The organism is Streptomyces sp. NPDC020983, assembly GCF_044333485.1.
GTDB lineage: Bacteria > Actinomycetota > Actinomycetes > Streptomycetales > Streptomycetaceae > Actinacidiphila.
This window is the reverse complement of the sequence record NZ_JBIRRA010000002.1, coordinates 320,081-342,808: the sequence shown is the minus strand read 5'-3', so window position 1 is coordinate 342,808 and position 22,728 is coordinate 320,081. Positions and strand designations below refer to the sequence as shown.

General features: G+C 73.9%; 22 protein-coding genes and 1 riboswitch. Of the genes, 11 read left to right on the top strand and 11 right to left on the bottom strand.

What is annotated here, in order from left to right; translation table 11 throughout:
• Window positions 1-213 precede the first annotated feature (213 nt).
• Both ACH4SE_RS04945 and ACH4SE_RS04940 read right to left on the bottom strand, forming a co-directional pair.
• Entirely contained in the window at window positions 214-498 is a 285-nt protein-coding gene (locus ACH4SE_RS04945; RefSeq protein WP_398541874.1) for a DUF4031 domain-containing protein, read from the bottom strand.
• A complete protein-coding gene (locus ACH4SE_RS04940; RefSeq protein WP_398541873.1) occupies window positions 495-857 on the bottom strand; it encodes a hypothetical protein in 363 nt (120 codons plus the stop codon). Before ACH4SE_RS04940 ends, ACH4SE_RS04945 begins: the two co-directional genes overlap by 4 nt.
• 113 nt (window positions 858-970) lie before the next feature.
• Between ACH4SE_RS04940 and ACH4SE_RS04935 the strand changes: the two genes are divergently transcribed.
• From ACH4SE_RS04935 to murQ, 3 genes are all read left to right on the top strand, one after another.
• A complete protein-coding gene (locus ACH4SE_RS04935; RefSeq protein ID WP_398541872.1) occupies window positions 971-1,570 on the top strand; it encodes an exonuclease domain-containing protein in 600 nt (199 codons plus the stop codon).
• 32 nt (window positions 1,571-1,602) lie between these two features.
• Entirely contained in the window at window positions 1,603-2,571 is a 969-nt protein-coding gene (locus ACH4SE_RS04930; protein WP_398541871.1) for a MurR/RpiR family transcriptional regulator, read from the top strand.
• Window positions 2,572-2,744: 173 nt separating this feature from the next.
• The gene (gene murQ, locus ACH4SE_RS04925; RefSeq protein WP_398541870.1) at window positions 2,745-3,677 is read left to right on the top strand and encodes an N-acetylmuramic acid 6-phosphate etherase; all 933 of its coding nucleotides are present in this window, start codon (window positions 2,745-2,747) and stop codon (window positions 3,675-3,677) included.
• 87 nt (window positions 3,678-3,764) lie between these two features.
• Here murQ and groL read toward each other — a convergent pair whose 3' ends face one another.
• From groL to thrC, 4 genes are all read right to left on the bottom strand, one after another.
• Window positions 3,765-5,387 (bottom strand): chaperonin GroEL, encoded by a 1,623-nt coding sequence (gene groL, locus ACH4SE_RS04920; RefSeq protein ID WP_398541869.1) that lies wholly within the window; start codon window positions 5,385-5,387, stop codon window positions 3,765-3,767.
• A 350-nt stretch (window positions 5,388-5,737) separates the two neighbouring features.
• The gene (locus ACH4SE_RS04915) at window positions 5,738-5,941 is read right to left on the bottom strand and encodes a cold-shock protein (protein ID WP_003986833.1); all 204 of its coding nucleotides are present in this window, start codon (window positions 5,939-5,941) and stop codon (window positions 5,738-5,740) included.
• Between the two features lie 433 nt (window positions 5,942-6,374).
• The gene (locus ACH4SE_RS04910; RefSeq protein ID WP_031522335.1) at window positions 6,375-6,650 is read right to left on the bottom strand and encodes a ubiquitin-like small modifier protein 1; all 276 of its coding nucleotides are present in this window, start codon (window positions 6,648-6,650) and stop codon (window positions 6,375-6,377) included.
• Window positions 6,647-7,957, bottom strand: coding sequence for a threonine synthase (gene thrC / locus ACH4SE_RS04905; protein ID WP_398541868.1), 1,311 nt, complete (start codon window positions 7,955-7,957; stop codon window positions 6,647-6,649). Before thrC ends, ACH4SE_RS04910 begins: the two co-directional genes overlap by 4 nt.
• Window positions 7,951-8,077, bottom strand: a riboswitch (SAM riboswitch). Its footprint overlaps the gene before it by 7 nt.
• Window positions 8,078-8,244: 167 nt before the next feature.
• Here thrC and ACH4SE_RS04900 point away from each other — a divergent pair.
• On the top strand, window positions 8,245-9,210 hold the full coding sequence (locus tag ACH4SE_RS04900) for a glucosyl-3-phosphoglycerate synthase (protein ID WP_398541867.1): 966 nt from the start codon (window positions 8,245-8,247) through the stop codon (window positions 9,208-9,210).
• Between the two features lie 99 nt (window positions 9,211-9,309).
• The gene (locus tag ACH4SE_RS04895; protein ID WP_398541866.1) at window positions 9,310-10,719 is read left to right on the top strand and encodes a trehalose-6-phosphate synthase; all 1,410 of its coding nucleotides are present in this window, start codon (window positions 9,310-9,312) and stop codon (window positions 10,717-10,719) included.
• A gap of 23 nt (window positions 10,720-10,742) precedes the next feature.
• On the opposite strand, the gene otsB is transcribed toward ACH4SE_RS04895, so the two are convergent.
• From otsB to ACH4SE_RS04880, 3 genes are all read right to left on the bottom strand, one after another.
• A complete protein-coding gene (otsB, locus tag ACH4SE_RS04890) occupies window positions 10,743-11,588 on the bottom strand; it encodes a trehalose-phosphatase (protein ID WP_398541865.1) in 846 nt (281 codons plus the stop codon).
• Window positions 11,589-11,667: 79 nt separating this feature from the next.
• A complete protein-coding gene (locus ACH4SE_RS04885; protein ID WP_398541864.1) occupies window positions 11,668-11,907 on the bottom strand; it encodes a DUF3263 domain-containing protein in 240 nt (79 codons plus the stop codon).
• A gap of 7 nt (window positions 11,908-11,914) precedes the next feature.
• The gene (locus ACH4SE_RS04880) at window positions 11,915-13,207 is read right to left on the bottom strand and encodes an extracellular solute-binding protein (RefSeq protein ID WP_398541863.1); all 1,293 of its coding nucleotides are present in this window, start codon (window positions 13,205-13,207) and stop codon (window positions 11,915-11,917) included.
• Window positions 13,208-13,478: 271 nt separating this feature from the next.
• On the opposite strand from ACH4SE_RS04880, the gene ACH4SE_RS04875 reads away from it, so the two are divergent.
• From ACH4SE_RS04875 to ACH4SE_RS04865, 3 genes are all read left to right on the top strand, one after another.
• Complete coding sequence (locus tag ACH4SE_RS04875) at window positions 13,479-14,411, top strand: ROK family protein (protein WP_398541862.1); 933 nt, start codon at window positions 13,479-13,481, stop codon at window positions 14,409-14,411.
• Entirely contained in the window at window positions 14,411-15,610 is a 1,200-nt protein-coding gene (nagA, locus tag ACH4SE_RS04870) for an N-acetylglucosamine-6-phosphate deacetylase (protein WP_398541861.1), read from the top strand. Before ACH4SE_RS04875 ends, nagA begins: the two co-directional genes overlap by 1 nt.
• Before the next feature lie 181 nt (window positions 15,611-15,791).
• A complete protein-coding gene (locus ACH4SE_RS04865; RefSeq protein ID WP_398541860.1) occupies window positions 15,792-16,538 on the top strand; it encodes a PfkB family carbohydrate kinase in 747 nt (248 codons plus the stop codon).
• Here ACH4SE_RS04865 and ACH4SE_RS04860 read toward each other — a convergent pair.
• Window positions 16,528-17,526, bottom strand: a complete 999-nt coding sequence (locus tag ACH4SE_RS04860; RefSeq protein ID WP_398541859.1) for a carbohydrate-binding protein — start codon at window positions 17,524-17,526, stop codon at window positions 16,528-16,530. The genes ACH4SE_RS04865 and ACH4SE_RS04860 overlap by 11 nt on opposite strands.
• 192 nt (window positions 17,527-17,718) lie before the next feature.
• On the opposite strand from ACH4SE_RS04860, the gene ACH4SE_RS04855 reads away from it, so the two are divergent.
• The 3 genes from ACH4SE_RS04855 to ACH4SE_RS04845 all read left to right on the top strand — a co-directional run bounded on the left by ACH4SE_RS04855 (window position 17,719) and on the right by ACH4SE_RS04845 (window position 21,634).
• A complete protein-coding gene (locus ACH4SE_RS04855; protein WP_398542137.1) occupies window positions 17,719-18,687 on the top strand; it encodes an SAM-dependent methyltransferase in 969 nt (322 codons plus the stop codon).
• A gap of 892 nt (window positions 18,688-19,579) precedes the next feature.
• Window positions 19,580-20,722: an NADH-quinone oxidoreductase subunit D gene (locus ACH4SE_RS04850; RefSeq protein WP_398541858.1), complete on the top strand. Its 1,143-nt coding sequence runs from the start codon at window positions 19,580-19,582 to the stop codon at window positions 20,720-20,722.
• Window positions 20,723-20,791: 69 nt separating this feature from the next.
• The gene (locus tag ACH4SE_RS04845; RefSeq protein ID WP_398541857.1) at window positions 20,792-21,634 is read left to right on the top strand and encodes a sigma-70 family RNA polymerase sigma factor; all 843 of its coding nucleotides are present in this window, start codon (window positions 20,792-20,794) and stop codon (window positions 21,632-21,634) included.
• A 20-nt stretch (window positions 21,635-21,654) separates the two neighbouring features.
• Here the strand turns inward: ACH4SE_RS04845 and ACH4SE_RS04840 are convergent, their stop codons facing one another.
• Window positions 21,655-22,593: a hypothetical protein gene (locus ACH4SE_RS04840; protein WP_398541856.1), complete on the bottom strand. Its 939-nt coding sequence runs from the start codon at window positions 22,591-22,593 to the stop codon at window positions 21,655-21,657.
• Between the last annotated feature and the right edge of the window lie 135 nt (window positions 22,594-22,728).

Below are 22,728 nucleotides of genomic sequence, written 5' to 3'. Positions count from 1 at the left end.
CGGCACCCAGGTCCCGGACTCCACGATTTCCCCCTCCCGTGTGCACCCTTGCGCTCCCCCGCGCACCCGCCGCGGGCGACCCCGGCGCCGGGCGCGGGCACCGCGCCCCGCGGGAGGTGGTGCGTGAACACGCCACGGGCACCGGCGCGTTGGCGCGCGGCACCGGCCGCGGCGCTCCTCGCCGCGCACGCCGGCGCCGGCCGCGTGCAGGCCCTACGCCCCGCCCGCGCCGCGGCGCGGGTCGTACTTGCGGCGGCGCAGGCCCGCCTGTGTGAGGCGGCGGACCAGCTCCTTGCTGCCGATCTCCACCGCGCCCAGCCACACCGCGTCCGGGTAGCGCTCGGCGGGGATGTCGTAGTGGTCCCGTTCGAAGGCGCGCGGCGGGGCGCCCAGCCGGGCCGCGAAGGCGTGCAGCTCGTCGTAGGAGATGTCGCTCACCAGGTGGGACCACATGCGTCCGTGGCCCGGCCACGTCGGGGGGTCGAGGTACACCGTCACGGCCGGGGCCCCAGCTCGCCGAGCGGGGCGACGGCCTCGCGGCGCACCTCGCACACCCACACCGGGTCGGGGCCCAGCTCCGGTTCGACGGCGAGGGCGTGCGGGTCGTCGCAGTGCGGGCACAGCGGCCAGCGTCCGTACGTCTCCAGCAGCGCGTCCTGGACGTCCTGGGCGACGAGGCCGGGGACGAACGGGGCGCCGTCCGGCCACTTGCCCACCCACCAGCGGCGCTCGGCGACCGAGTCCTCCACGAGCGACACGATCGCGGGGCCGGTGACCTCCCGCGCCCCCAGGTCCGCGAGGACGCGGGCGCGGGCCTCGTGCAACGCCGCCTCCGCCGGGTCTTCCATACGCCCCATTATCCCTTGCCGCCGGCGGCACCGCGGCCCCCGCCGGGGCCCGCCCGCCGGGCCCCGGCGCTGCCGGGAAAACGGGTGGCCCCGGTGGGGTGGGCCCGGCGTACCCTCCCCGCATGGACACCGGCCCCCACCTCCTCAACGTCGTCGACGTCGAAGCGACGTGCTGGGAGGGCCCGCCGCCCGCGGGGCAGGTGAGCGAGATCATCGAGATCGGCCTCACCGTGGTCGACCTGCGGGCCCGCACCCGGCCGGCCAGGCACCGGCTGCTGGTGCGGCCCTCCCGTTCGCGCGTGAGCGCGTTCTGCACGGAGCTGACGGGGCTGACGGGGCTGACGCAGGACGAGGTGGACGGCGGGAGCACCTTCGCCGAGGCGTGCCGGGCGCTCGCGGCCGCACACCGCGCGGGGGAGCTGCCGTGGGCGAGCTGGGGGGACTACGACCGCAACCAGTTCACGCGCCAGTGCCGTGCCACCGGCACCCCGTACCCCTTCGGGCACGCGCACACCAACGCGAAGGCCGCCTTCACCGCGTCCTACGGGCTGCGCCGCAGGCCGGGGATGGCGCAGGCGCTTCAGGTCGCGGGGCTGCCGCTGGAGGGGCGGCACCACCGGGGGGAGGACGACGCGTGGAACATCGCCGCGCTCGTGCTGGACCTCGCGGCGCGCGGGGACTGGCCCGCCCCCGGGGGAGCGGCGGCCCTGGCCACGGCTTGACGGCCCGATGGGGTGAAAATACCTTTCATAGAGTGACCCACAGCGTGAAGGAAAATTTCCCTCCGGGTGTCCGCCCGCTGCGCGGCAGCCCGGACGCTCCCGTCATACCCGTCACGCCCCCCGACCCGGGGGCGCTCGCCGCCAAGGTCCGTACGCTCGCCCCCTCCATGACGCGCTCCATGCAGCGCGTCGCGGAGGCCGTCGCGGGTGATCCGGCCGGCTGCGCCCAGCAGACCGTCACCGCCCTCGCGATCCGTACCGGCACCAGCGAGGCCACCGTCGTCCGCACCGCCCGGCTGCTCGGCTACCCCGGCTACCGGGACCTGCGGCTCGCCCTGGCCGCGCTCGCCGCCCAGCAGGCCGCCGGGGTGCCGCCGGCCGTGACGGCGGACATCGCGGTGGACGACCCGCTGCCCGACGTCGTCGCCAAGCTCGCGCTGGAGGAGCAGCAGACCCTCGCGGACACCGCAGCCCAGCTGGACATGACCCAACTGGAGGCCGCCGTCACGGCGTTGGCGGCCGCCCGGCGGACGGACGTGTACGGCATGGCGGCCTCCGGGCTGGTCGGGCAGGACCTGGCGCAGAAGCTGCTGCGCATCGGGCTGGTCGCGCACGCCCACACCGATCCGCACCTGGCGGTGACGAACGCCGTCCAGCTGCGGCCGGGGGACGTGGCCGTGGCGATCACCCATTCGGGCAGCACGCACGACGTGATCGAGCCGCTGCGGGCGGCCTTCGACCGCGGCGCGACGACGGTCGCGGTGACGGGCCGCCCGGACGGGCCGGTCACGCAGTGGGCGGACGTCGTGCTGACCACGTCCTGTTCCCGCGAGAGCGAGCTGAGGCCCGCCGCGATGTCCAGCCGTACGAGCCAGCTCCTCGTCGTCGACTGCCTGTTCGTGGGTGTCGCCCAGCGGACGTACGAGACCGCGGCGCCCGCCCTGGCGGCCTCCTACGAAGCGCTGGCCCACCGCCACCGGCCCCGTCCGGGCCGCGGCTGACCGGAAGGCCCCGCGAAGCGCCGGGCCCCGCACGGGACATGCGGGCCCCGGGCGGCTGCCGCACGGCCTTCCGGGCGGACCATTCCCCAGCATGGCCTGAAATAATGCGCCAAGCCCCGTTCTGCGGCCCCACCCGCCGATCCGACCCTGCGAGAAGGATGAACGAGCCGCATATGCCCCAGTACACCGAGCTGCGTCGCGAACTGGACACGCTGACCACCGAGGCCTTCCGGCCGGAGCTCGCCGAGATCGACCGTATGACCACGCTGGAGATCGCCCGCACGATGAACGGTGAGGACGCCACCGTTCCGGCCGCCGTCGCCGCCCAACTGCCCGCCATCTCCGCCGCGATCGACGGCATCGCCGCCCGGATGTCCCGCGGCGGCCGCCTCGTCTACGCGGGCGCCGGGACCGCGGGACGGCTCGGCGTGCTGGACGCCAGCGAGTGCCCGCCGACCTTCAACACCACGCCCGGCGGGGAGGTGGTGGGCCTCATCGCGGGCGGGCCCTCCGCGATGGTCACCTCGGTGGAGGGCGCCGAGGACAGCAGGGAGCTGGCCGCGAAGGACCTGGACGCACTCGGGCTGACGGCCGCCGACACCGTTGTCGGGATCTCGGCCTCCGGGCGCACCCCGTACGCGCTGGGCGCGGTCGGGCACGCCCGGGCGCTGGGGGCGCTCACGGTGGGTCTCGCGTGCAACGCCGGCTCGCCGCTCGCGGCCGCCGCCGAGCACGGCATCGAGGTCGTCGTGGGACCCGAACTCCTCACCGGCTCCACCCGGCTGAAGTCCGGTACGGCGCAGAAGCTGGTGCTCAACATGCTCTCGACGATCACGATGATCCGGCTGGGCAAGACCTACGGGAACCTGATGGTGGACGTGCGCGCGTCCAACGAGAAGCTGCGCGCCCGCTCGCGCCGTATCGTCTCGCTCGCCACCGGCGCGGACGACGCGGCGATCGAGGACGCGCTCACCGCGACCGACGGGGAGGTCAAGCCCGCCATCCTCACGCTGCTGGCCCGCGTCGACGCCCCGACCGCGGACCGGCTGCTGCGCGAGTCCGGCGGCCATCTGCGGCAGGCCCTGGAGTCGGCCCGGCCCGTGTAGGGACACGGAAAACGGCGGCGCCCGCCCCCCGATCGCTCGGAGGGCGGGCGCCGCCGTCACGCGTGCCTGGACGGCGATCCCGGAGGATCAGAAGTCCATGTCACCGCCGGGCATGCCGCCCGGAGCGGCCGCGGCGGCCTTCTCCGGCTTGTCGGCGATGACGGCCTCGGTGGTCAGGAACAGCGCGGCGATCGACGCGGCGTTCTGCAGCGCGGAGCGCGTGACCTTGGCCGGGTCGATGATGCCCTCGGCGATCATGTCCACGTACTCGCCGGTCGCGGCGTTGAGGCCATGGCCGATCGGCAGGTTGCGCACCTTCTCGACGATGACGCCGCCCTCGAGGCCGCCGTTGACGGCGATCTGCTTGAGCGGGGCCTCCAGCGCGAGCTTCACGGCGTTGGCACCGGTCGCCTCGTCGCCTTCCAGCTCCAGCTTCTCGAAGACCGCGGAGGCCTGGAGCAGGGCCACGCCACCACCGGCGACGATGCCCTCCTCGACGGCGGCCTTCGCGTTGCGCACCGCGTCCTCGATGCGGTGCTTGCGCTCCTTGAGCTCGACCTCGGTCGCGGCACCGGCCTTGATGACCGCCACGCCGCCCGCGAGCTTCGCCAGGCGCTCCTGGAGCTTCTCGCGGTCGTAGTCCGAGTCGCTGTTCTCGATCTCGGCGCGGATCTGGTTGACGCGGCCGGCGACCTGGTCGGCGTCACCGGCGCCGTCCACGATCGTGGTCTCGTCCTTGGTGATGACGACCTTGCGGGCGCGGCCGAGCAGGTCCAGGCCCGCGTTCTCCAGCTTGAGGCCGACCTCCTCGGAGATGACCGTGCCGCCGGTGAGGATCGCGATGTCGCCCAGCATCGCCTTGCGGCGGTCGCCGAAGCCCGGGGCCTTGACGGCGACGGACTTGAAGGTGCCACGGATCTTGTTGACGACCAGGGTCGACAGGGCCTCGCCCTCGACGTCCTCGGCGATGATCAGCAGCGGCTTGCCGGACTGCATGACCTTCTCCAGCAGCGGGAGCAGGTCCTTCACCGCGGAGACCTTGGAGTTGACGATCAGGATGTACGGGTCGTCGAGCGACGCCTCCATACGCTCCAGGTCGGTGGCGAAGTACGCCGAGATGAAGCCCTTGTCGAAGCGCATGCCCTCGGTGAGCTCGAGCTCCAGGCCGAAGGTCTGCGACTCCTCGACGGTGATGACGCCTTCCTTGCCGACCTTGTCCATCGCCTCGGCGATGAGCTCGCCGATCTGGACGTCGGCGGCGGAGATGGAGGCGGTGGAGGCGATCTGCTCCTTGGTCTCCACGTCCTTGGCCTGCTCCAGCAGGGCGGCGGAGACGGCCTCGACGGCCTTCTCGATACCGCGCTTGAGGGCCATCGGGTTGGCGCCGGCGGCGACGTTGCGCAGGCCCTCGCGGACCAGGGCCTGGGCCAGGACGGTCGCGGTCGTCGTGCCGTCACCGGCGACGTCGTCGGTCTTCTTCGCGACTTCCTTGACCAGCTCGGCGCCGATCTTCTCGTACGGGTCCTCCAGCTCGATCTCCTTGGCGATGGACACGCCATCGTTGGTGATCGTGGGGGCGCCCCACTTCTTCTCAAGGACGACGTTCCGGCCCTTGGGACCGAGGGTGACCTTAACGGCGTCGGCGAGCTGGTTCATCCCGCGCTCAAGGCCGCGCCGCGCCTCCTCATCGAACGCGATGATCTTAGCCATGTGAAGTGTCCTCCGCGGACTGGGGGTTCCCCCACCGGAGGCGGGGGGCGGTGGAACGGACCGCGTGGCGCCCGCGACGGACGGCCTGCCGGGCGCCGGTTCCTTCCCGACGTCCGGACGGGCCTCACCGACCCGGTCCAAGTGGCACTCTCACGCGCAGAGTGCTAACGCCAATGATTAGCACTCTCCCCTGCCGAGTGCAAGCGCCCACCCCCGGCGGGGGCCCGCACGGGGCGCGCGCCGGCCGCAAGCGCCCCGTGCGGCGAGCGCCCCGGCACGGCGAAAGGGCCACCCCGAGCGGGGGTGGCCCTTCCTGGCGTCGCGTCGGTGGCCGAACGCGCCCGCGCCGATCAGCCGGCCACGCGGACCATGTCCGCCTGCGGCCCCTTCTGACCCTGCGAGATCTCGAACTCGACTCGCTGGCCTTCTTCGAGGGTGCGGTAGCCGTCCATCTGTATCGCGCTGTAGTGGACGAAGACATCCGCACCACCGTCGACCGCGATGAAGCCGTAGCCCTTCTCCGCGTTGAACCACTTGACGGTGCCCTGAGCCATTCCTAACTCCCCTATTACTGGCCCTATCGCGGCCCCGCGCTCCGCGGGCCCGGGTCAGACCTCACCCCCGTGGGGGTGTGCGCCGGAACGCGTCGACCGCGGCTGAATGTATCTGCACGGATGCCGTCCGCAACAGGTCAATTGGACGAGAATTCTTGGCGCGACGCATCGGAAATACCCCAGGAAGAAACGATAATGTGGGGCAAGCCGGGCGGGACACAGCGGACATAGCACGCTTATCGCTTGTGAATTTGCCGATAAATCGGCGCTACGACTTCGCGTCCGACATGACGGCGCCCCACCCGGGTCGAAAGCAGTTCCCGGATGGGGCGGAGTTTAAACGTCGAAGCTTCTGCGTATTCTTGTCAGTTCTGCGGGGCCTACCGGATCACGCTCTCGCTCACGCTCGGTATCCGGCACCGGGTATCCGGTATCAGCCGCCGGCGACCGCGGGAATGATCGACACGCTGGCGCCGTCCGGCACCGCGGTGGCGAGGCCGTCGGAAAACCGTACATCGTCGTCGTTGACATAGACGTTCACGAAACGCCGGAGCTTTCCGGTGTCGTCGAGAACCCGCGCGGAAATACCGGCATGATTCTTTTCCAGCGACTCGATGACCTCACCGAGCGTGGCGCCCTCGGCGGGCACCTCGGCCTGACCCCCGGTGTACGTGCGGAGGATCGTGGGGATGCGGACGGAAGCACTCATGCGAGTCCAGCCTCTCGGAAGGCGGCAAGGGAGGGGGCGATGGTCGCGGTCGGCCCGGTGGTCGGGGAGACGGCGTCCAGGGTCTTCAGGCCGTCGCCGGTGTTGAGCACGACGGTCTCGGCGGCCGGGTCGAGCTGCCCGGTCTCGATCAGCTTCTTCAGCACGCCGACGGTCACGCCGCCCGCCGTCTCGGCGAAGATGCCCTCGGTGCGCGCGAGCAGCTTGATGGCCTCGACGATCTGCCCGTCGTCGACGTCCTCGACCGCGCCGCCGGTACGGCGGGTGATGTCCAGCACGTACGGGCCGTCCGCGGGGTTGCCGATCGCCAGCGACTTGGCGATGGTGTCGGGCTTGACCGGGCGCACGACGTCGTGGCCGGCCTTGAAGGCGGCCGAGACCGGCGAGCAGCCCTCGGCCTGCGCGCCGAAGATCTTGTAGGGCTTGTCCTCGACCAGGCCGAGCGCGATCAGCTCCTTCAGACCCTTGTCGATCTTGGTGAGCTGCGAGCCCGAGGCGATCGGGATGACCAGGTTGTCCGGCAGCCGCCAGCCGAGCTGCTCGGCGATCTCGTACGCCAGCGTCTTGGAGCCCTCGCCGTAGTACGGGCGGAGGTTGACGTTGACGAAGCCCCAGCCCTCGCCCGCCGGGTCGCCGATCAGCTCCGAGCAGAAGCGGTTCACGTCGTCGTACGTGCCCTTGATCGCGACCAGGTCGCCGCCGTAGACCGCGGCCATGACGACCTTGCCCTGCTCCAGGTCGTCCGGGATGAAGACGCAGGAGCGGAAGCCGGCCCGGGCCGCGGCCGCGCCGACCGCGCCCGCCAGGTTGCCGGTGGAGGAGCAGGACAGCGTCGTCAGGCCGAAGGTGCGGGCCGCCTCCAGGGCGATCGCGACGACCCGGTCCTTGAAGGAGTGCGTCGGGTTGCCGGAGTCGTCCTTGACGTACAGGCCGCCGGTCACGCCCAGCTCGCGGGCCAGGTTGTCGGCCCTGACGAGCTTGGTCCAGCCGGGGTTCAGGTTCTGCTTCTCGGTCACGTCCGCGGGGACGGGCAGCAGGGGCGCGTAGCGCCAGATGTTCGCGGGGCCGGCCTCGATCTGCTTGCGCAGCCGCTCCGGGTCGCCGGCCGGCAGCTCGTACGCCACCTCCAGCGGCCCGAAACACTCCAGGCACGCGAAGACCGGGGTCAGCGGGTAGCGGGTGCCGCACTCGCGGCACGAGAGGGCGACGGCGGGGCCGAAGGCGGTGTCCTGGGGGGTGGTGGTGGCGGTGTTCTGCACAGCCATGGTGGCGAGGCCCTTTCTCCTCATCTTCCCCACGGCGTACGTCGCCGCGAGCCGGAATTGGCACCGTCCCCACCTGACCTCGCGGTCGGCGGGAGGGTTGCCGGGGCTTCAACGGGCCGTTCCCTCTGCCCCTCTGGATGAGCGGTATGGCACCGGACGGCTTCAGCGGTCCGGGCGTTTGTCCCGCCTGCCGACCCCGGCATGCGGGGCGTACTGGCGTTGTTCAAGACTGTAACCGACACCGGACACCGGTGAGATAGCCGTCCGTACCGCGAGATGCGTCACACACGGGACACACGGGAGCGCTGAACGTGCTGGAAGAGGTCGAGCGCTGGCTCGCGACACGGTCCTGGTCCGCGAGCGAGCGGCCGCTGGAGCTGCTGCTCGCCGCCAAGCGGGCGGCGGGCCCGGCCGGCAGCGTGAGCGTCGTGCTGCCCGCGCTCGACGAGGAGGCCACGGTCGGCGCGATCGTGGCCGCCATCCGCCGCGACCTCATGGCGCCGGGCGCCGCGCTCGTCGACGAGCTGGTCGTCGTCGACTCCGGCTCCCGCGACCGCACGGCCGAGGTCGCGGCGGCGGCCGGGGCCACCGTCGTCGCGCGCGACGACATCCTGCCGCGGCTGCCCGCGCTCCCGGGCAAGGGCGAGGTGCTGTGGCGCTCGCTGCTCGTGACCAGCGGCGCGATCGTCTGCTTCGTCGACGCGGACCTGCGCGAGTTCGACTCCGGCTTCGTCACCGGCATCGTCGGCCCGCTCCTCACCGAGCCCGGTGTCCAGCTCGTCAAGGCGATGTACGACCGCCCGCTGGAGACCGGCGGCACGGTCGTCCCCGCCGGCGGCGGCCGCGTCACCGAACTCGTCGCCCGCCCTCTGCTCAACCTCCACTGGCCGCGCCTGGCCGGCTTCGTCCAGCCTCTCGGCGGCGAGTACGCGGCGCGGCGCTCGCTGCTGGAGCAGCTGCCCTTCCCCGTGGGCTACGGCGTCGAGCTGGGCATGCTCGTCGACGCGCTCTCCCTGGCCGGGCTGGACGCGCTCGGCCAGGTGGACGTGGGCGTCCGCCACCACCGCCACCAGGACGGCGCCGCACTGGGCCGCATGGCCGCCGCGATCTACCGCACCGCGCACCTGCGGCTGGCCCGCGGCCACCTCGTCAGGCCGCGCCTGACGCAGTACGAGCGCGCGGCCTCGGGCTTCGTCCCCTCGACCCACCCCGTCGACACGGAGGAGCGCCCCCCGATGCTCGCCGTCCCCGAGTACCTCCGCCACCGCGCCGCGTAGTCCGTGCGCGGGGCGCTCCCTGCCGTGCGGGCCGCGCGCTCCGGGGGCGCGCCCCACCCGGATGTTTGGCGCCCGGGGCGATTGGCAAGGCTCGGTGACGTGGAAGGACTCGCACGTGTGCTCGTCGCGTCGAACCGCGGCCCGGTCTCGTACAGCCTCGCCGGAGGTGAGCTGGACAGGAAGCGGGGCGGCGGCGGGGTCGTCTCCGGGCTGAGCGCGATCGAGTCGGACGGTGACTCGCTGTGGGTGTGCGCGGCCCTGGGCGAGGGCGACCGGGAGGCGGTCAGGCGCGGGGTCGGCGAGCCGGGCTCGCGGATGCTCGCGATCGACCCGGACGTCTTCCACGCCGCCTACAACGACATCGCGAACTCCGTGCTGTGGTTCGTCCACCACATGCTCTACCAGACACCGCTGGAGCCCGTCTTCGACGAGGGCTTCCGCCGCCAGTGGGCGTCCTACGAGGCGTACAACGCGGCTTTCGCGGACGCGCTCGCGGAGGCGGCCGCGCCCGGGGCGGCGGTGCTGGTGCAGGACTACCACCTGGTGCTGGCCCCGTCGATGCTCCGGGAGCGGCGCCCCGACCTGCGGATCGGGCACTTCTCGCACACGCCGTGGGCACCGCCGGACTACTTCCGGCTGCTGCCGGACGACATCGCGGCGGCGGTGCTGGAGGGCGTGCTCGGCGCGGACCGGGCGGCGTTCCTGACGCGGCGGTGGGCGGATTCGTTCGCCGCGTGCTGCGTGGACGTGCTGGGTGCGGAGCGGTCGGCGGACGGGCACGCGGTCACGTACCGCGGGCGGACGACGCGGCTGGGCGTGCACGGACTGGGGGCCGACGCGGACTTCCTGCGCGAGCGCGCGGGCCGGGAGGACGTCGAGCAGCGGATGGCGGCGCTGCGGGCCGAGACGGGCCCGGGGCGCAAGCTCATCGTGCGGGTGGACCGCACGGAGCTGTCCAAGAACATCGTGCGCGGCCTGCTGGCGTACCGCAGGCTGCTGGAGGAGCGGCCCGGGTGGCGCAGCCGGGTGGTGCACGTGGCCTTCGCGTACCCCTCGCGGCAGGATCTCGCGGTCTACCGCGACTACACCGCGGAGGTCTCGCGGGTGGCGGCGGAGATCAACGAGGAGTTCGGGACGCCGGACTGGCAGCCGGTGCTGCTGAAGGTCGACGACGACTTCGCGCGCTCGCTCGCGGCGTACCGGCTGGCGGACGTGGCGCTGGTCAACCCCATCAGGGACGGGATGAACCTGGTGGCCAAGGAGATGCCGGTGGTCTCCGACAACGGGGTCGCGCTGGTCCTCTCCCGCGAGGCGGGGGCGTACGAGGAGCTGGGCGGCGACGCGATCGTGGTCAACCCCTACGACGTGAGCGCGACGGCGGAGGCGCTGAACACTGCGCTGACGCTGCCGGACGCGGAGCGGGCCGACCGGACGAAGCGGCTCGCCGCGGCGGCCACCGCGCTGCCGCCCACGCGGTGGTTCCTCGACCAGCTCGCGGCGCTGGAGTAGCCGCCGCGAGCCGGCCGGTGCGGCTACGCGCCGAGGGCGTCGGCGAGGGCGTTCAGCAGCGCGACGAGACCTTCGGGGCCGGGGACGACCAGATCGGCCTGGCTCGTCAGCTCCTGCGGGGCCTCCGTGGAGCCCGCGGCCGCGACGAGCAGACCGGGCAGGCCCTGCTTGCGCAGTTCGGACACGGCGGCGTAGGCGGCGAGGTCGCCCAGGTCGTCGCCGCCGTAGAGGACGCTCCCGGCGTCGACCTCGCGCAGGTACGCCGCGAGCGCGACGCCCTTGTCCACGCCCGGCGGGCGCAGCTCCAGGACGTAGCGGCCCGGCTCCACGACCAGGTCGTGCGCGGCGGCCAGCTCGGTGAGGGGGGCGCGCAGGGCCTCGAACGCGGCGTCCGGGTCCTCCGTGCGGCGGGTGTGGACGGCGACCGCGCGGCCGCCCTTGTCCTCGATCCACGTGCCCCGCCAGGCGCCGTTGCGGTCCAGGAAGCCGGGCAGCTCCGCACGCACGGCGGTCACCCCGGGGTGGGCGCCGGCGCTGTGCACCGCGGAGCTGTGCGCGTCCCAGCGCTCGGCCCCGTAGTGCCCGAGCACGACCAGGTGCTCCAGGGCGGGTACTCCCGCGAAGCCGCCGTACCGTACGGCGACGCCCGCGGGGCGGCCCGTCACGACGGCCACGGCGGCGAGGTGCGGGGCGAGCCGGGCGAGCGCCGGGACCGCCCCCGGATGCGCTCTGGCCTGCTCGGGGTCGGGGACGATGGGGGCGAGGGTGCCGTCGAAGTCCAGGGCGACGACCGCGCGGTGCGGTTCGGCAAGGAGGGCGGCGAGGGCTTCTTGCCCCTCGCCCGTTCCGGGCGTCGGAATCTCGGCCATACGCGTAACCTACCCGGCGGCCCGCGCCGCAGACCGCCTCTTGCCGTGACCCGTGCGACCTTCCCGGGCGGGGCGGGGGTCAGCGGCGGGCGCGGCGCTCGGCCCGCGCGTCGCGCAGGCGGCGCACGGTCGCCGGGGCGTACGCAGCGGCGCGGGGGTCGTCGAGGAGGGCGTTGAGGCGCTGGAGGTACGCGGTCGGCGACAGTCCCAGGCGTTCGCGGACGGCCCGGTCGCGGGCGCCGGGGCCGGGCCAGGAGCGCGACGCGAGGTCCAGCACCGCCTGGTCCCGGGCGGACAGCTCGTCCACGTGTTCGCTCATACGGGGCCTACTTCCCGCCCTGCGAGGAGGCGAACCGCTGGAGGGCGCCGAGCACCTGCCAGGGATCGGCCTCGACGGCCTGCCCGATGCTCTTCTTGATCTCGTCGGAGACCGCGCCCCAGGACGTCTTGTTCATGGGGTAGAAGACCGCCGTCGGCAGCTGGTCGATGAACTGCTTCATGTCCGCCTCCTTCGGGTCCGCCGCCATCGCCTGCGAGACGGAGGTGGTCACCGGCAGGAAGCCGTACTCGTCGAGGAACCTGCGCGAGTTCTGCGGGGTGTAGACGTACTGGAGGAAGGCCGCGTCCGCCGCGAGGTGGTCGTCGCCCTTCCTCTTGAAGGCCATCATCCAGTCGGCGACGCCGAGCGTGTCGCGCGCGGGCGCGTCAAGGCCGGGCAGGGCGGCGAGGCCGACGTCGATGTGCGCGGCTTTGGCCTGGGCGAGCAGCGTGGGGTGGCCGTTGAGCATGCCGACGTCGCCCGCCAGGAAGCCCGCGAAGACGTCCCGGCGGTTGGTTTCGGCGGGGCTGCCGGGGCCGGTGAGGCCCTTGCCGACGAGGTTCTCCTTGAGCCAGCGGAAGGCGGTGACGTTGCCGGAGAAGTCGAGGCTGTAGGTGCCGGCGCTGTCGGTGTAGCCGCCGGAGTCGCCGAGCATCCACATGAGGGCCTCGGCCTGCGCCTCCTCGGTGCCGAGCGGCAGCCCGTAGGGCACCTTGACGCCCTCGGCCCTGAGCTTGCGGGCGTCCTTGGCGACCTCGTCCCAGGTCCTGGGCGCGCGCTTGATGCCGGCGTGCTCGAAGAGCGTCTTGTTGTAGAAGAACAGCCGCGAGCTGGACACCCAGGGCAGCCCGTACTGCACGCGGTTGACCGAGCCGATGGTCGCGAGCGAGGGGATGAAGTCGGCCTGCTCGCTGATGGTGAAGAGGCTGTCGGCGCTGTAGAGCCGGCCCTGGGCGGCGTAGGCGGCGTAGGAACCGATCTGCGCGATGTCGGGGGCCTTGCCGGACCTGACCATCGAGTCGACCTTGTCGTCGACGTGGTCCCAGTCGACGACCTGGACGTCGACCTTGACGTGCGGGTGGTCCTTCTTGAAGCCGTCGGCGACGGTCTTCCAGTAACCGGTGGAGCTGTTGCCCGTCCCGGGGTCCCCGTAGTCGGCGGCGACCATGTGCAGCGTGACGTCCTTGCCGAGCGGGGACTGGCCGCTGCACCCGCCGACCGCGGTCACGGTCAGCGCCGTGCTCAGTCCGAGCGCTCCCGTGCCGAGGAGCCGCCCCACTCTTCGCCGTTGGACGCGCATGCCGGATTACCGCCTTCGAGGAGGGATTTGTCTGCGGAAGCGCAGAGTCTTCCCCACAGCTTCACCCAAGGTCTACACCACTTACGAAAAAGTTTCGCAACCGGGACCACCCGGCACCTCCCTCAACCGGCTGACCTGCGCGTACGCCAGCTCCTCCGCGCCAAGAGGTCTATGCCACAGCGGCTCCGGGCGTGGAGCCCGCACGGCACGGCGGATCTTCCCCGACGAGTGGACTAGACCTTTTCGGGGGTTAACCGGGAGACTGTCCCCCGTGAGACATGTCATCGCCCTTGATGTCGGCGGCACCGGGATGAAGGCCGCCCTGGTCGCAGCGGACGGCACGCTGCTGCACGAGGACCGCAGGCCGACGGGCCGGGGGCGCGGACCTGACGCGGTCGTGGCGGCGATCCTGGACTTCGCCGCGGACCTGCGCGACCACGGCGTACGCGCGTACGGCGAGCCCGCCGCCGCCGCCGGTGTCGCCGTCCCCGGCATCGTCGACGAGGTACGCGGCGTCGCCGCCTACGCCGCCAACCTCGGCTGGCGCGACGTCCCGCTGCGCGACCTGCTCTCCGCCCGCCTCGGCGGCGTCCCCGTCGCGCTCGGCCACGACGTGCGCAGCGGCGGGCTCGCCGAGGGCCGGATCGGCGCCGGCCGGGGCGCCGACCGCTTCCTCTTCCTCGCGCTCGGCACCGGCATCGCCGGCGCCATCGGCATCGACGGCCGGATCGAGGCGGGGGCGCACGGCTACGCGGGCGAGATCGGCCACGTCGTCGTCCGCCCCGACGGCCCCGAGTGCGGCTGCGGGCAGCGCGGCTGCCTGGAGACCCTGGCCTCGGCCGGTGCCGTCTCCCGTGCCTGGGCCGCGGCCGGCGGCGGCCCCGGCTCCCAGGCGGCGGACTGCGCCCGCGCCGTCGAGGCCGGCGACCCGCGCGCGGTCGAGGTGTGGCGGGACGCGGTCGACGCGCTCGCCGCCGGCCTCGTCACCGGCTTCACCCTGCTCGACCCGCGGCTGCTCATCATCGGCGGCGGGCTCGCCGAGGCCGGCGACACTCTCTTCGGCCCGCTGCGCAGCGCCGTCGAGTCCCGCATCACCTTCCAGAAACTCCCCCCCATCGTCCCCGCCGCCCTCGGGGACACCGCCGGGTGCCTGGGCGCGGGCCTGCTCGCCTGGGACCTACTCTCCGTGGAGGTAACCGCCTGATGGCTCCCGTAACGACAACGCAGCGCTCGGTGCTGGCGGGTGCCCGTGTGGTCCTGCCCTCGGGCGTGGTGGACGGCGGCCGGATCACGATCGAGGGCACGCGGATCGCCTCCGCCGGGCCGGCGGACACCGCGCAGGCGAACGGTTCCCACCCGGCGCCCGACTCCGCCGCCGGCGTCGTCGTCGACCTGCCCGCCGACCACCTCGTCGTCCCCGGCTTCGTCGACATCCACAACCACGGCGGCGGCGGCGCGTCCTTCACCTCCGGCACCGCCGAGGAGGTCCTCACCGGGGTGCGCACGCACCGCGAGCACGGCACGACCACCCTCGTCGTCTCGACGGTCACCGAGTCCATGGACTTCCTCGTCCGGCGCGCCGGGATGCTCTCCGAACTCGTCGAGCAGGGCGACATCGCCGGCATCCACTACGAGGGCCCCTTCATCTCCCCCTGCCGCAAGGGCGCCCACGACGAGACGCTGCTGCGCGACCCCGACCCGGCCGACGTCCGCAGGCTCGTCGACGCCGCCCGCGGCACCGCCAGGATGTTCACGCTCGCATCCGAACTCCCCGGCGGCATCGAGTCCGTACGGCTGCTCGCCGAACTCGGCGTCATCGCCGCGATCGGCCACACCGACGCCACGTACGAGCAGACCGTCGAGGCCATCGACGCGGGCGCCACCGTCGCGACCCACCTGTTCAACGCGATGCCGCCGCTGGCCCACCGCTCCCCCGGCCCCATCGCGGCGCTGCTGGAGGACGAGCGCGTCACCGTCGAGCTCATCAACGACGGCACCCACCTGCACCCCGCCGTCCTCGAACTCGCCTTCGGCTCCGCCGGGGCGGGCCGCGTCGCCTTCATCACCGACGCGATGGACGCCGCCGGCTTCGGCGACGGGCTCTACGACCTCGGCCCGCTCAAGGTCGAGGTCCGCGAAGGGGTCGCGCGGCTCGCCGGGGACGGCACGATCGCCGGGTCGACGCTCACGCTCGACACCGCGTTCAAGCGGGCCGTCACGACCGACGGGCTCTCCGTCACCGACGCGGTGGCCGCGATCTCGACGAATCCGGCCCGCCTCATCGGGCTCGCCGACCGCGTCGGCACGCTGGAGGCCGGCAAGGACGCGGATCTCGTCGTCCTCGACGCGGACTACGCCGTGGCCGGCGTCATGCGACGGGGCGAGTGGCTGGTCCGCCCCTGACCCCGCCCTCGCGCGGGCCCGGGGACGTCCACGGGCGGCCCACCAGCGGCTCGTGGTCCGGACCTTAAGCCGAACTGCCCCGGCCGGTGACGCGGTTCCCCGCCCACCCGCCCGCTTCACAGGGGGGCTTCAGGGGGACGCCCCCCTGGGCGGGAGGGGAGGAGTGCGGGATCATCGTGGGGTGATCGTCGTCACGATGGAAGGCACCCCGACCGCGCCCGGCAAGGGCGCGCGCGTGGCCCGTGCGCTGAGTGCGCTCGGGCACGACGTCGTCGTCACCGGCTTCGCGGCCGCCCCGGCGGAGCCGACGGCGCGGATCACGGACGCGGTGGTGGGGAGCCCCGCGGAAGCCGTGACGGGCTGGGCGCGGCTGCTCGCCGTCTACCGCGGGCTGCTGGCCCGCGGGGCGGAGGCGGTCGCGCTGTGCGGGGGCCTGCCCCCGGGCGTGCCGGTCGGCGGCTACGCGGAGCTGATACGCGCGGCCCGCGCCGCGGGCGTGTACGTCGCCCTGGACGCGGAAGGGCCCGCGCTGCGCCGCGGCCTGGGCGCCCGGCCCGACCTCGTGGTGCAGGACGCCGCCGGCCTCGCGGGCCTGACCGGCTTCGCCGAGCCCGTGCGGGCGGCACGGGACGCCTGGCAGCGCGGTGCGCGGGCGGTGGCCGCGTCACTCGGCCCGGGCGGCGCCGGGATGCTGGTGCTGGCCGAGGAGGGCGGCTGGCGGGCCGCGCCACCCCGCCGGGCGCAGGGCGCCCACGCGGGCGGCACGGACCGCGCCCTCGCCGGGCTCCTGGCGGGCGCCGCCGCGGGCCTGCCCTGGCCGGAGCGGCTCGCCCGCGCGGTGGCGCTGGCGGAGGCGCCCGGCCCGGACCCGGCCGCGTACGGCGAGCTCCTGCCCCGCGTCGAGGTCGTACCCCTCGCTACTTCTTGACCTGGCCCTGCTTGAGCCACAGCTGGTCGAGGTTGACGCCGCCGGTGTCGGTGGGCTGGTAGGAGAGCTGGAGCGTGTTCTCGCCCGCCTTGAGGCTGACCCAGGCGTAGGTGGTGTTGTTCCACGCCTTGTCCCACTCGGTGTAGCTCCCGTAGTTGCGGAGCTTGACCGGGGTGCTGCGCATCTTGCCGTCGACGGTCAGCGAGAGCGTCGCGTCCACACCGGCGTTCCCGTAGTTGATGAAGAAGGTGTACGTGTCGTCCGCCGGGACGGTCACCTTCCACGTCACGCTGGCGCCGGCCTGGTTCATGTGGTCGACGTACGCGCCGCCCGCGGCGTTCGCGCCGGGCCACTGCGTGCTCACCGCGGCGGGGCTGCCCAGCACGAGGGTGGCCGCGTCCACCTTGTCCGACGCGAACTGCGTCGGGGTCGCCGACGGCGTCGGCTCCGTCGTGGGCGCACTGGTGGCGGTGGCCGGCGGGGTGCTGTTCTTCGCCTCGGGCTTCTTGTCCCCGGAGCTCTTCGTCATGGCGACGGCGATGACGATCGCGACGACGACCACGACCGCGGCGGCCGCGATGAGCAGGCCCCGGCGGTTACCGTCACCGCCGGCGCCACCGCGGTGGCCGCCGTCGCCGTCCGGGCCGCCCGGGGCGTACTGCGGCTGCTGCCGGGTGTACTGCGGCGGGCCGCCCGCCTGCGGGCCGCGCGGACCCTGCCCGTACGGCTGCTGCGGCGGGTAGCCGTAGCCACCCTGCTGCGGACCGCCCTGCTGCGGCGGGTAGCCGTAGCCGCCCTGCTGCGGGCCGCCCTGCTGCTGCGGGTAGCCGTAGCCGCCCTGCGGCTGCTGCGGGCGGCGCTCACCGACCCGCTGCACCTGGTTGTACGAAGCGCGGGGCGCGGCCGGCTGCTCGCTGCCGTCCTCGGCCCGGTAGAGATACCCGAACGGGTCGTCGTTCTCCGGCGTGCCGTCTTGTCCGGCCGTCATGCCTGTCCACTCCCTCGTACTGCCTTACCGCACATCGCCGCCACCTGCGCGCTGGCGCCCGCGGCGCTGTGGTATGCCGGAACCCTACCGGCCCGGGGCGGCTCCGTGCCCAGCCCTAGGACGCACCACCAGGCCAGGAAGGTTCCCGCTGTGACCAGCCCCACCCCGCGGTGGCTGCCCTGGCGGCAGGCGATGGCCGGGGCCCTGTACGGCCCGGACGGCTTCTTCGTCCGCGAGCGCCCCGCCGCGCATTTCCGCACGTCCGTGCACGTCTCGCCGCTCTACGCGCAGGCCGTCGCCGAACTCCTGTGCCGGGTGGACGCGGCCCTCGGCCGCCCCGCCGAGCTGACCTTCACGGACATGGCCGCGGGCGGCGGCGAGCTGTGCGAGGGCGTCCTCGCGGCCCTGCCCCCCGGGGTCGCCGGGCGCGTCCGGGCCCACGCGGTGGAACTGGCCCCCCGGCCCGCCGGGCTCTCCCCGCAGGTGACATGGGCGGCGGAGCCGCCGCGGGGCGGGCAGGGCCTCCTCTTCGCCAACGAGTGGCTCGACAACGTCCCGCTCGACGTCGCGGAGGCGGACGGGACGGGCACGCTCCGGTACGTGGAGGTCCGCGTCCCGGACGGCGCCGAGCGCCTCGGCCCTCCGGTCCGCCCCGCCGACGCCCGATGGCTGCACCGCTGGTGGCCCCACCTCCCGCCGGGGGCGCGGGCCGAGATCGGGCTGCCCCGGGACGAGGCCTGGGCGGCCGCCGCGGGGAGCCTTTCCGCCGGGCTCGCCGTCGCGGTGGACTACGCCCACACACGCGACACCCGCCCGCCGTACGGGACCCTCACCGGCTACCGCGCCGGGCGGCAGGTCCCGCCCGTACCCGACGGCTCCTGCGACCTCACGGCCCATGTCGCCGCCGACTCCCTCCCGGGCGCGGTGCACGTCCCCCAGCGGAAGGCCCTCACCGCCCTCGGCGTGTCGGGGAGCCGTCCGCCGCTCTCCCTCGCCTCGTCCGACCCCGCCGGCTACGTCCGCCGCCTCGCCGCCGCGGGCGAGGCGTCCGCCCTCACCTCCGCGGACGGGCTCGGGGCCTTCACCTGGTCCCTGACACCCCGCTCCCCCGCCTGCGCACCACTGCCCGCCACCCTGGCCGCACCCCCCTCCCCCGGGTGACGGACCCTGCCCGCGCCCGTACGGTGCCCGATCGCCGGTACGTGGGCGGCTGACCCACCGCGGCTGCCCGCGCCTGGCGGCGCCGCGCCCGGGCGGTGCCCGCCCCGGGGTGCGTTTTGCGGCTCTCCCGCCGTGGGGGTTTCCCGCGCCTGGCGGCGCGCCGCTCCGGGCGGTGCCCGATTGCCGGTACGTGGGCGGCCTGCCCGCCGCCGGGGCGCCCGCGCCTGGCGGCGCCGCGCTCGGGCGGTGCCCGATTGCCGGTACGTGGGCGGCTGACCCGCCGCCGGGGTTTCCCGCGCCTGGCGGCGCGGGGTGTTCCCACCCCCACCACCCGTGCAGATACGACGTCGGCTGACGGTCCACCTGTGGGGCGCATTCGCCGTCGGGGGCGAACCGCACTCCCCGAACCACATTCACCCCCACCGGCAGGCAGCCGCCACACCGGCCCGGGAGGGGGACGATCCGGGGGTGCCCCCGCAGGAATGCGCACCCCTCCCTCAACGCCTACGTCATGACGTCAGACGCGCATTCCGAGGAGGTACCCCCGGAGTGGCACCCGACCCCACCCCCGCACAGACAGCTCGATGCCCCGCCGGGCAACCCAGGGGCGCGGGGAACTGCGCGACCAGCCCCCACCGGCGGAACCGCGAGCCGCCCACCCCAAGCCGCACCCCCTCAGGGGCGCGAGGAACTGCGCGACCAGCCCCCACCGGCAGAACGGCGAACCGCCCACCCCAAGCCGCACCCCCTCAGGGGCGCGAGGAACTGCGCGACCAGCCACGACGCATGGGAGGTCCCGCGGCGGCAGGACGCGGCACCCCGGGGGCGCCCCCCGGGGCAACGGGCACCCGGCGGGCACCGGCCCGCAGTGTGGGCCTGAGAGGATGACCCCATGACGGAGACCACCATCGGCATCGGCGGCGCAGCCGAAAGCACGGACATGGTCCTGAACATCGGCCCCCAGCACCCCTCCACCCACGGAGTGCTCCGCCTGCGTCTCGTCCTGGACGGCGAGCGGATCCGGTCCGCGGAGCCGATCGTCGGCTACATGCACCGCGGCGCGGAGAAGCTGTTCGAGGCCCGCGACTACCGGCAGATCATCATGCTGGCCAACCGCCACGACTGGCTGTCGGCGTTCTCGAACGAGCTGGGCGTCGTCCTCGCCGTGGAGCGGATGCTCGGCATGGAGGTCCCGGAGCGCGCGGTGTGGATCCGCACGCTGCTGGCGGAGCTCAACCGCGTGCTGAACCACCTGATGTTCCTCGGCTCGTATCCGCTGGAGCTGGGCGGGATCACGCCGATCTTCTACGCGTTCACGGAGCGCGAGGAGTTGCAGCACGTCATGGAGGAGGTCTCCGGCGGGCGGATGCACTACATGTTCAACCGGGTCGGCGGGCTGAAGGAGGATCTGCCGAACGGCTGGACGGGGCGGGCGCGGGCCGCGGTCGCGGGGGTGCGCTCGCGGATGGGGCGGATCGACGACCTGGTGCTCGGCAACGAGATCTTCCGCGGCCGCACGCGCGGCGTCGGGGTGCTGTCCCGGCGGGACGTGCACGGTTTTGGGGTGAGCGGGCCGATCGCCCGGGCCTCGGGCGTGGACTTCGACCTGCGGCGGGACGAGCCGTATCTCGCGTACGGGAAGCTCGCGGACACGCTGCGGGTCGTGACGCGCGAGGAGGGCGACTGCCTGGCGCGTTTCGAGGTGCTGCTGGAGCAGACGCACGTGGCGCTGGACCTGGCGGACGCGTGCCTGGACCGGCTGGCGGAGCTGCCGCCGGGGCCGGTGAACCAGCGGCTGCCGAAGGTGCTGAAGGCCCCCGAGGGGCACACGTACGCCTGGACGGAGAACCCGCTCGGGCTCAACGGCTACTACCTGGTGTCGAAGGGCGAGAAGACGCCGCACCGGCTGAAGCTGCGCTCGGCGTCCTTCAACAACATCCAGGCGCTGTCGGTGCTGCTGCCGGGCACCCTGGTGGCCGACATGGTCGCGATCCTGGGCTCGATGTTCTTCGTCGTCGGCGACATCGACAAGTAGCCCGCCCGTCCGGTCACATCCGCCGCCCGCCGGGAGTCATGGCGGCAGGGAACGCGACGGAGGAACGTGATGAGCGACGAACTGCTGGCCGAGCACTTCGAGGCCCACCGGGGCCACCTGCGGGCGGTGGCCTACCGCATGCTGGGTTCCACCGCGGAGGCGGAGGACGCCGTGCAGGAGGCCTGGCTGCGGCTGAGCCGCGCGGGCGGCGAGGGGGTCGGCAATCTCGGCGGGTGGCTCACGACGGTCGTCGGGCGGGTGTGCCTGGACATGCTGCGCTCCCGCAGGCGGCGCGGGGAGGAGCCGCTCAGCGAGGTCGAGCAGGCGCCGGACGCCGCCGACCCCGAGAAGGACGCGCTGCTCGCCGATTCGGTCGGGGTCGCGCTGCTGGTCGTCCTGGAGACGCTGGAGCCGGCGGAGCGGCTGGCTTTCGTGCTGCACGACATGTTCGCGGTGCCGTTCGACGAGATCGCGCCGATCGTGGACCGCACCCCCGCGGCGGCCCGCCAGCTGGCCTCCCGCGCCCGGCGGCGCGTCCAGGGCGCACCGCTGTCCCCGCCGGAGCCCGATCTCGCGCTCCAGCGCCAGGTGGTGGGCGCCTTCCTCGCCGCGGCCCGCAGGGGCGACTTCGACGCTCTCGTCGCCGTCCTGGATCCGGACGTGGTCTCCCGCTCCGACATCCGGGACTTCCCTGTGCGCCGCGGAGCCGCCGAGGTCGCCCGCGGCGCCCTCGTCTCCGCCACCCTGACCGGTGAGGCCGCCCTCGCCCTGGTCGACGGGAGGGTCGCCATCGTCTACGGCCGGAACACCCCCGACTACCGCGTGCTCCTCTTCGCGGTGACCCCCGCCGCCCGCATCCGCGAGATCAACGTCCACTTCTCCCCGGCGGTGGAGGTCCTCCCGCTGCCGTAGGAGCCGGCGCCGCGGGGGGGCTACGCCTGGGCGCGCAGGCCCGAGACGTCCAGCTGCTCGGTGTCGTCGTGCGCCGTGAGGTCGATGACCTCCACCGGCTCCCCGGCGTGCGCGTGCTCGGGGGCGGCCGGGGCGGCCGGAAGGCCGGGCCCCACCGCCGGCGCGGCCGGGAGCGCCTTCTGGGTGCCGAAGAAGTCGAAGCCCCCGACGGCCCGCCCGGCGGCGGGCTGGGTGCCGGACTGGGCGTAGGGGAGCACCGCTGCGGCCGCGGGGACGAGGCGGGTCTCGCGCGGTGCCACTCCCGCGCGGGCGTGGGCCTCGGCGGTGTGGCGGCCCTCGGGCTCCTCGGGGGCGGCGGCCTCGCGGCGGCGGGCGGCGTCGACGGTGGCCTGTGCCTGCTGGCGCGCGGCGTTGCGGGACAGCTCCCGCAGGGCCTGCTCGGCCCGGAGGAAGGCCGCGGGGCCGACCGGCGATCCGCCCGTCAGGGCGAGCTGCTGCTGCGGCACGTCGCCGACGCGCAGTTCGCGGATCTTCTCCAGTGCCCGCGCCCGCTCGGCCTCGGCGGTGGCGTAGCGGCGCAGCAGGTCGGCGTGCTCGGTGCGGAGCCTGGCCAGTTCGGCGCGCTTGCCGCGGAGCTTCTTCTCCAGGCGGCCGCGGATCTCCCGCGACTCCTCCAGGTCCGACTCCAGCTCGGCGACGCGCTCCTCGGTGCGCCACTCCTCGCGGACGCGGGTCGCTTCGAGGTCGGCGACCCTGCGGCCGGCGGCGCGGTCCCAGGTGCGGGCGAGCGCCGCGCCCGCCATGGCGGTGAGCGCGGTCGCGGCGGTGATGACCCGTGTCACGCCGGTGTCCGCCGTAGCGAAGGTCGCGGCGGCGAGGACGGCCGCGGTGCCGCCGACGGTGAGCGGCGGCAGCATGCGGTGCAGGGGCTGGGAATGGCGGTGGCGTCCACGGGGCATGGCCAGAAATTTAGCGTGCGCGGCCGCTCCGTGGGGCGGCGGGTCGGACTTTTTCCGCGCGATTGCGGCATGGAATTGCCGTACGAATACGACGGGCATTCACCGTGGTCCGTTTCGCCCCTTTTGCGGCATGAC

What these genes read in the sequence shown, in the direction of transcription:
- ACH4SE_RS04860 (WP_398541859.1), bottom strand. Translation starts at nt 17,526, where the DNA reads ATGACGGCCGGACAAGACGGCACGCCGGAGAACGACGACCCGTTCGGG.
- ACH4SE_RS04855 (WP_398542137.1), top strand. Translation starts at nt 17,719, where the DNA reads ATGGCCGGGGCCCTGTACGGCCCGGACGGCTTCTTCGTCCGCGAGCGC.
- nagA (WP_398541861.1), top strand. Translation starts at nt 14,411, where the DNA reads ATGGCTCCCGTAACGACAACGCAGCGCTCGGTGCTGGCGGGTGCCCGT.
- ACH4SE_RS04910 (WP_031522335.1), bottom strand. Translation starts at nt 6,650, where the DNA reads ATGAGTGCTTCCGTCCGCATCCCCACGATCCTCCGCACGTACACCGGG.
- ACH4SE_RS04940 (WP_398541873.1), bottom strand. Translation starts at nt 857, where the DNA reads ATGGGGCGTATGGAAGACCCGGCGGAGGCGGCGTTGCACGAGGCCCGC.
- groL (WP_398541869.1), bottom strand. Translation starts at nt 5,387, where the DNA reads ATGGCTAAGATCATCGCGTTCGATGAGGAGGCGCGGCGCGGCCTTGAG.
- ACH4SE_RS04915 (WP_003986833.1), bottom strand. Translation starts at nt 5,941, where the DNA reads ATGGCTCAGGGCACCGTCAAGTGGTTCAACGCGGAGAAGGGCTACGGC.
- thrC (WP_398541868.1), bottom strand. Translation starts at nt 7,957, where the DNA reads ATGAGGAGAAAGGGCCTCGCCACCATGGCTGTGCAGAACACCGCCACC.
- ACH4SE_RS04840 (WP_398541856.1), bottom strand. Translation starts at nt 22,593, where the DNA reads ATGCCCCGTGGACGCCACCGCCATTCCCAGCCCCTGCACCGCATGCTG.
- ACH4SE_RS04935 (WP_398541872.1), top strand. Translation starts at nt 971, where the DNA reads ATGGACACCGGCCCCCACCTCCTCAACGTCGTCGACGTCGAAGCGACG.
- ACH4SE_RS04885 (WP_398541864.1), bottom strand. Translation starts at nt 11,907, where the DNA reads ATGAGCGAACACGTGGACGAGCTGTCCGCCCGGGACCAGGCGGTGCTG.
- murQ (WP_398541870.1), top strand. Translation starts at nt 2,745, where the DNA reads ATGCCCCAGTACACCGAGCTGCGTCGCGAACTGGACACGCTGACCACC.
- ACH4SE_RS04850 (WP_398541858.1), top strand. Translation starts at nt 19,580, where the DNA reads ATGACGGAGACCACCATCGGCATCGGCGGCGCAGCCGAAAGCACGGAC.
- ACH4SE_RS04845 (WP_398541857.1), top strand. Translation starts at nt 20,792, where the DNA reads ATGAGCGACGAACTGCTGGCCGAGCACTTCGAGGCCCACCGGGGCCAC.
- ACH4SE_RS04880 (WP_398541863.1), bottom strand. Translation starts at nt 13,207, where the DNA reads ATGCGCGTCCAACGGCGAAGAGTGGGGCGGCTCCTCGGCACGGGAGCG.
- otsB (WP_398541865.1), bottom strand. Translation starts at nt 11,588, where the DNA reads ATGGCCGAGATTCCGACGCCCGGAACGGGCGAGGGGCAAGAAGCCCTC.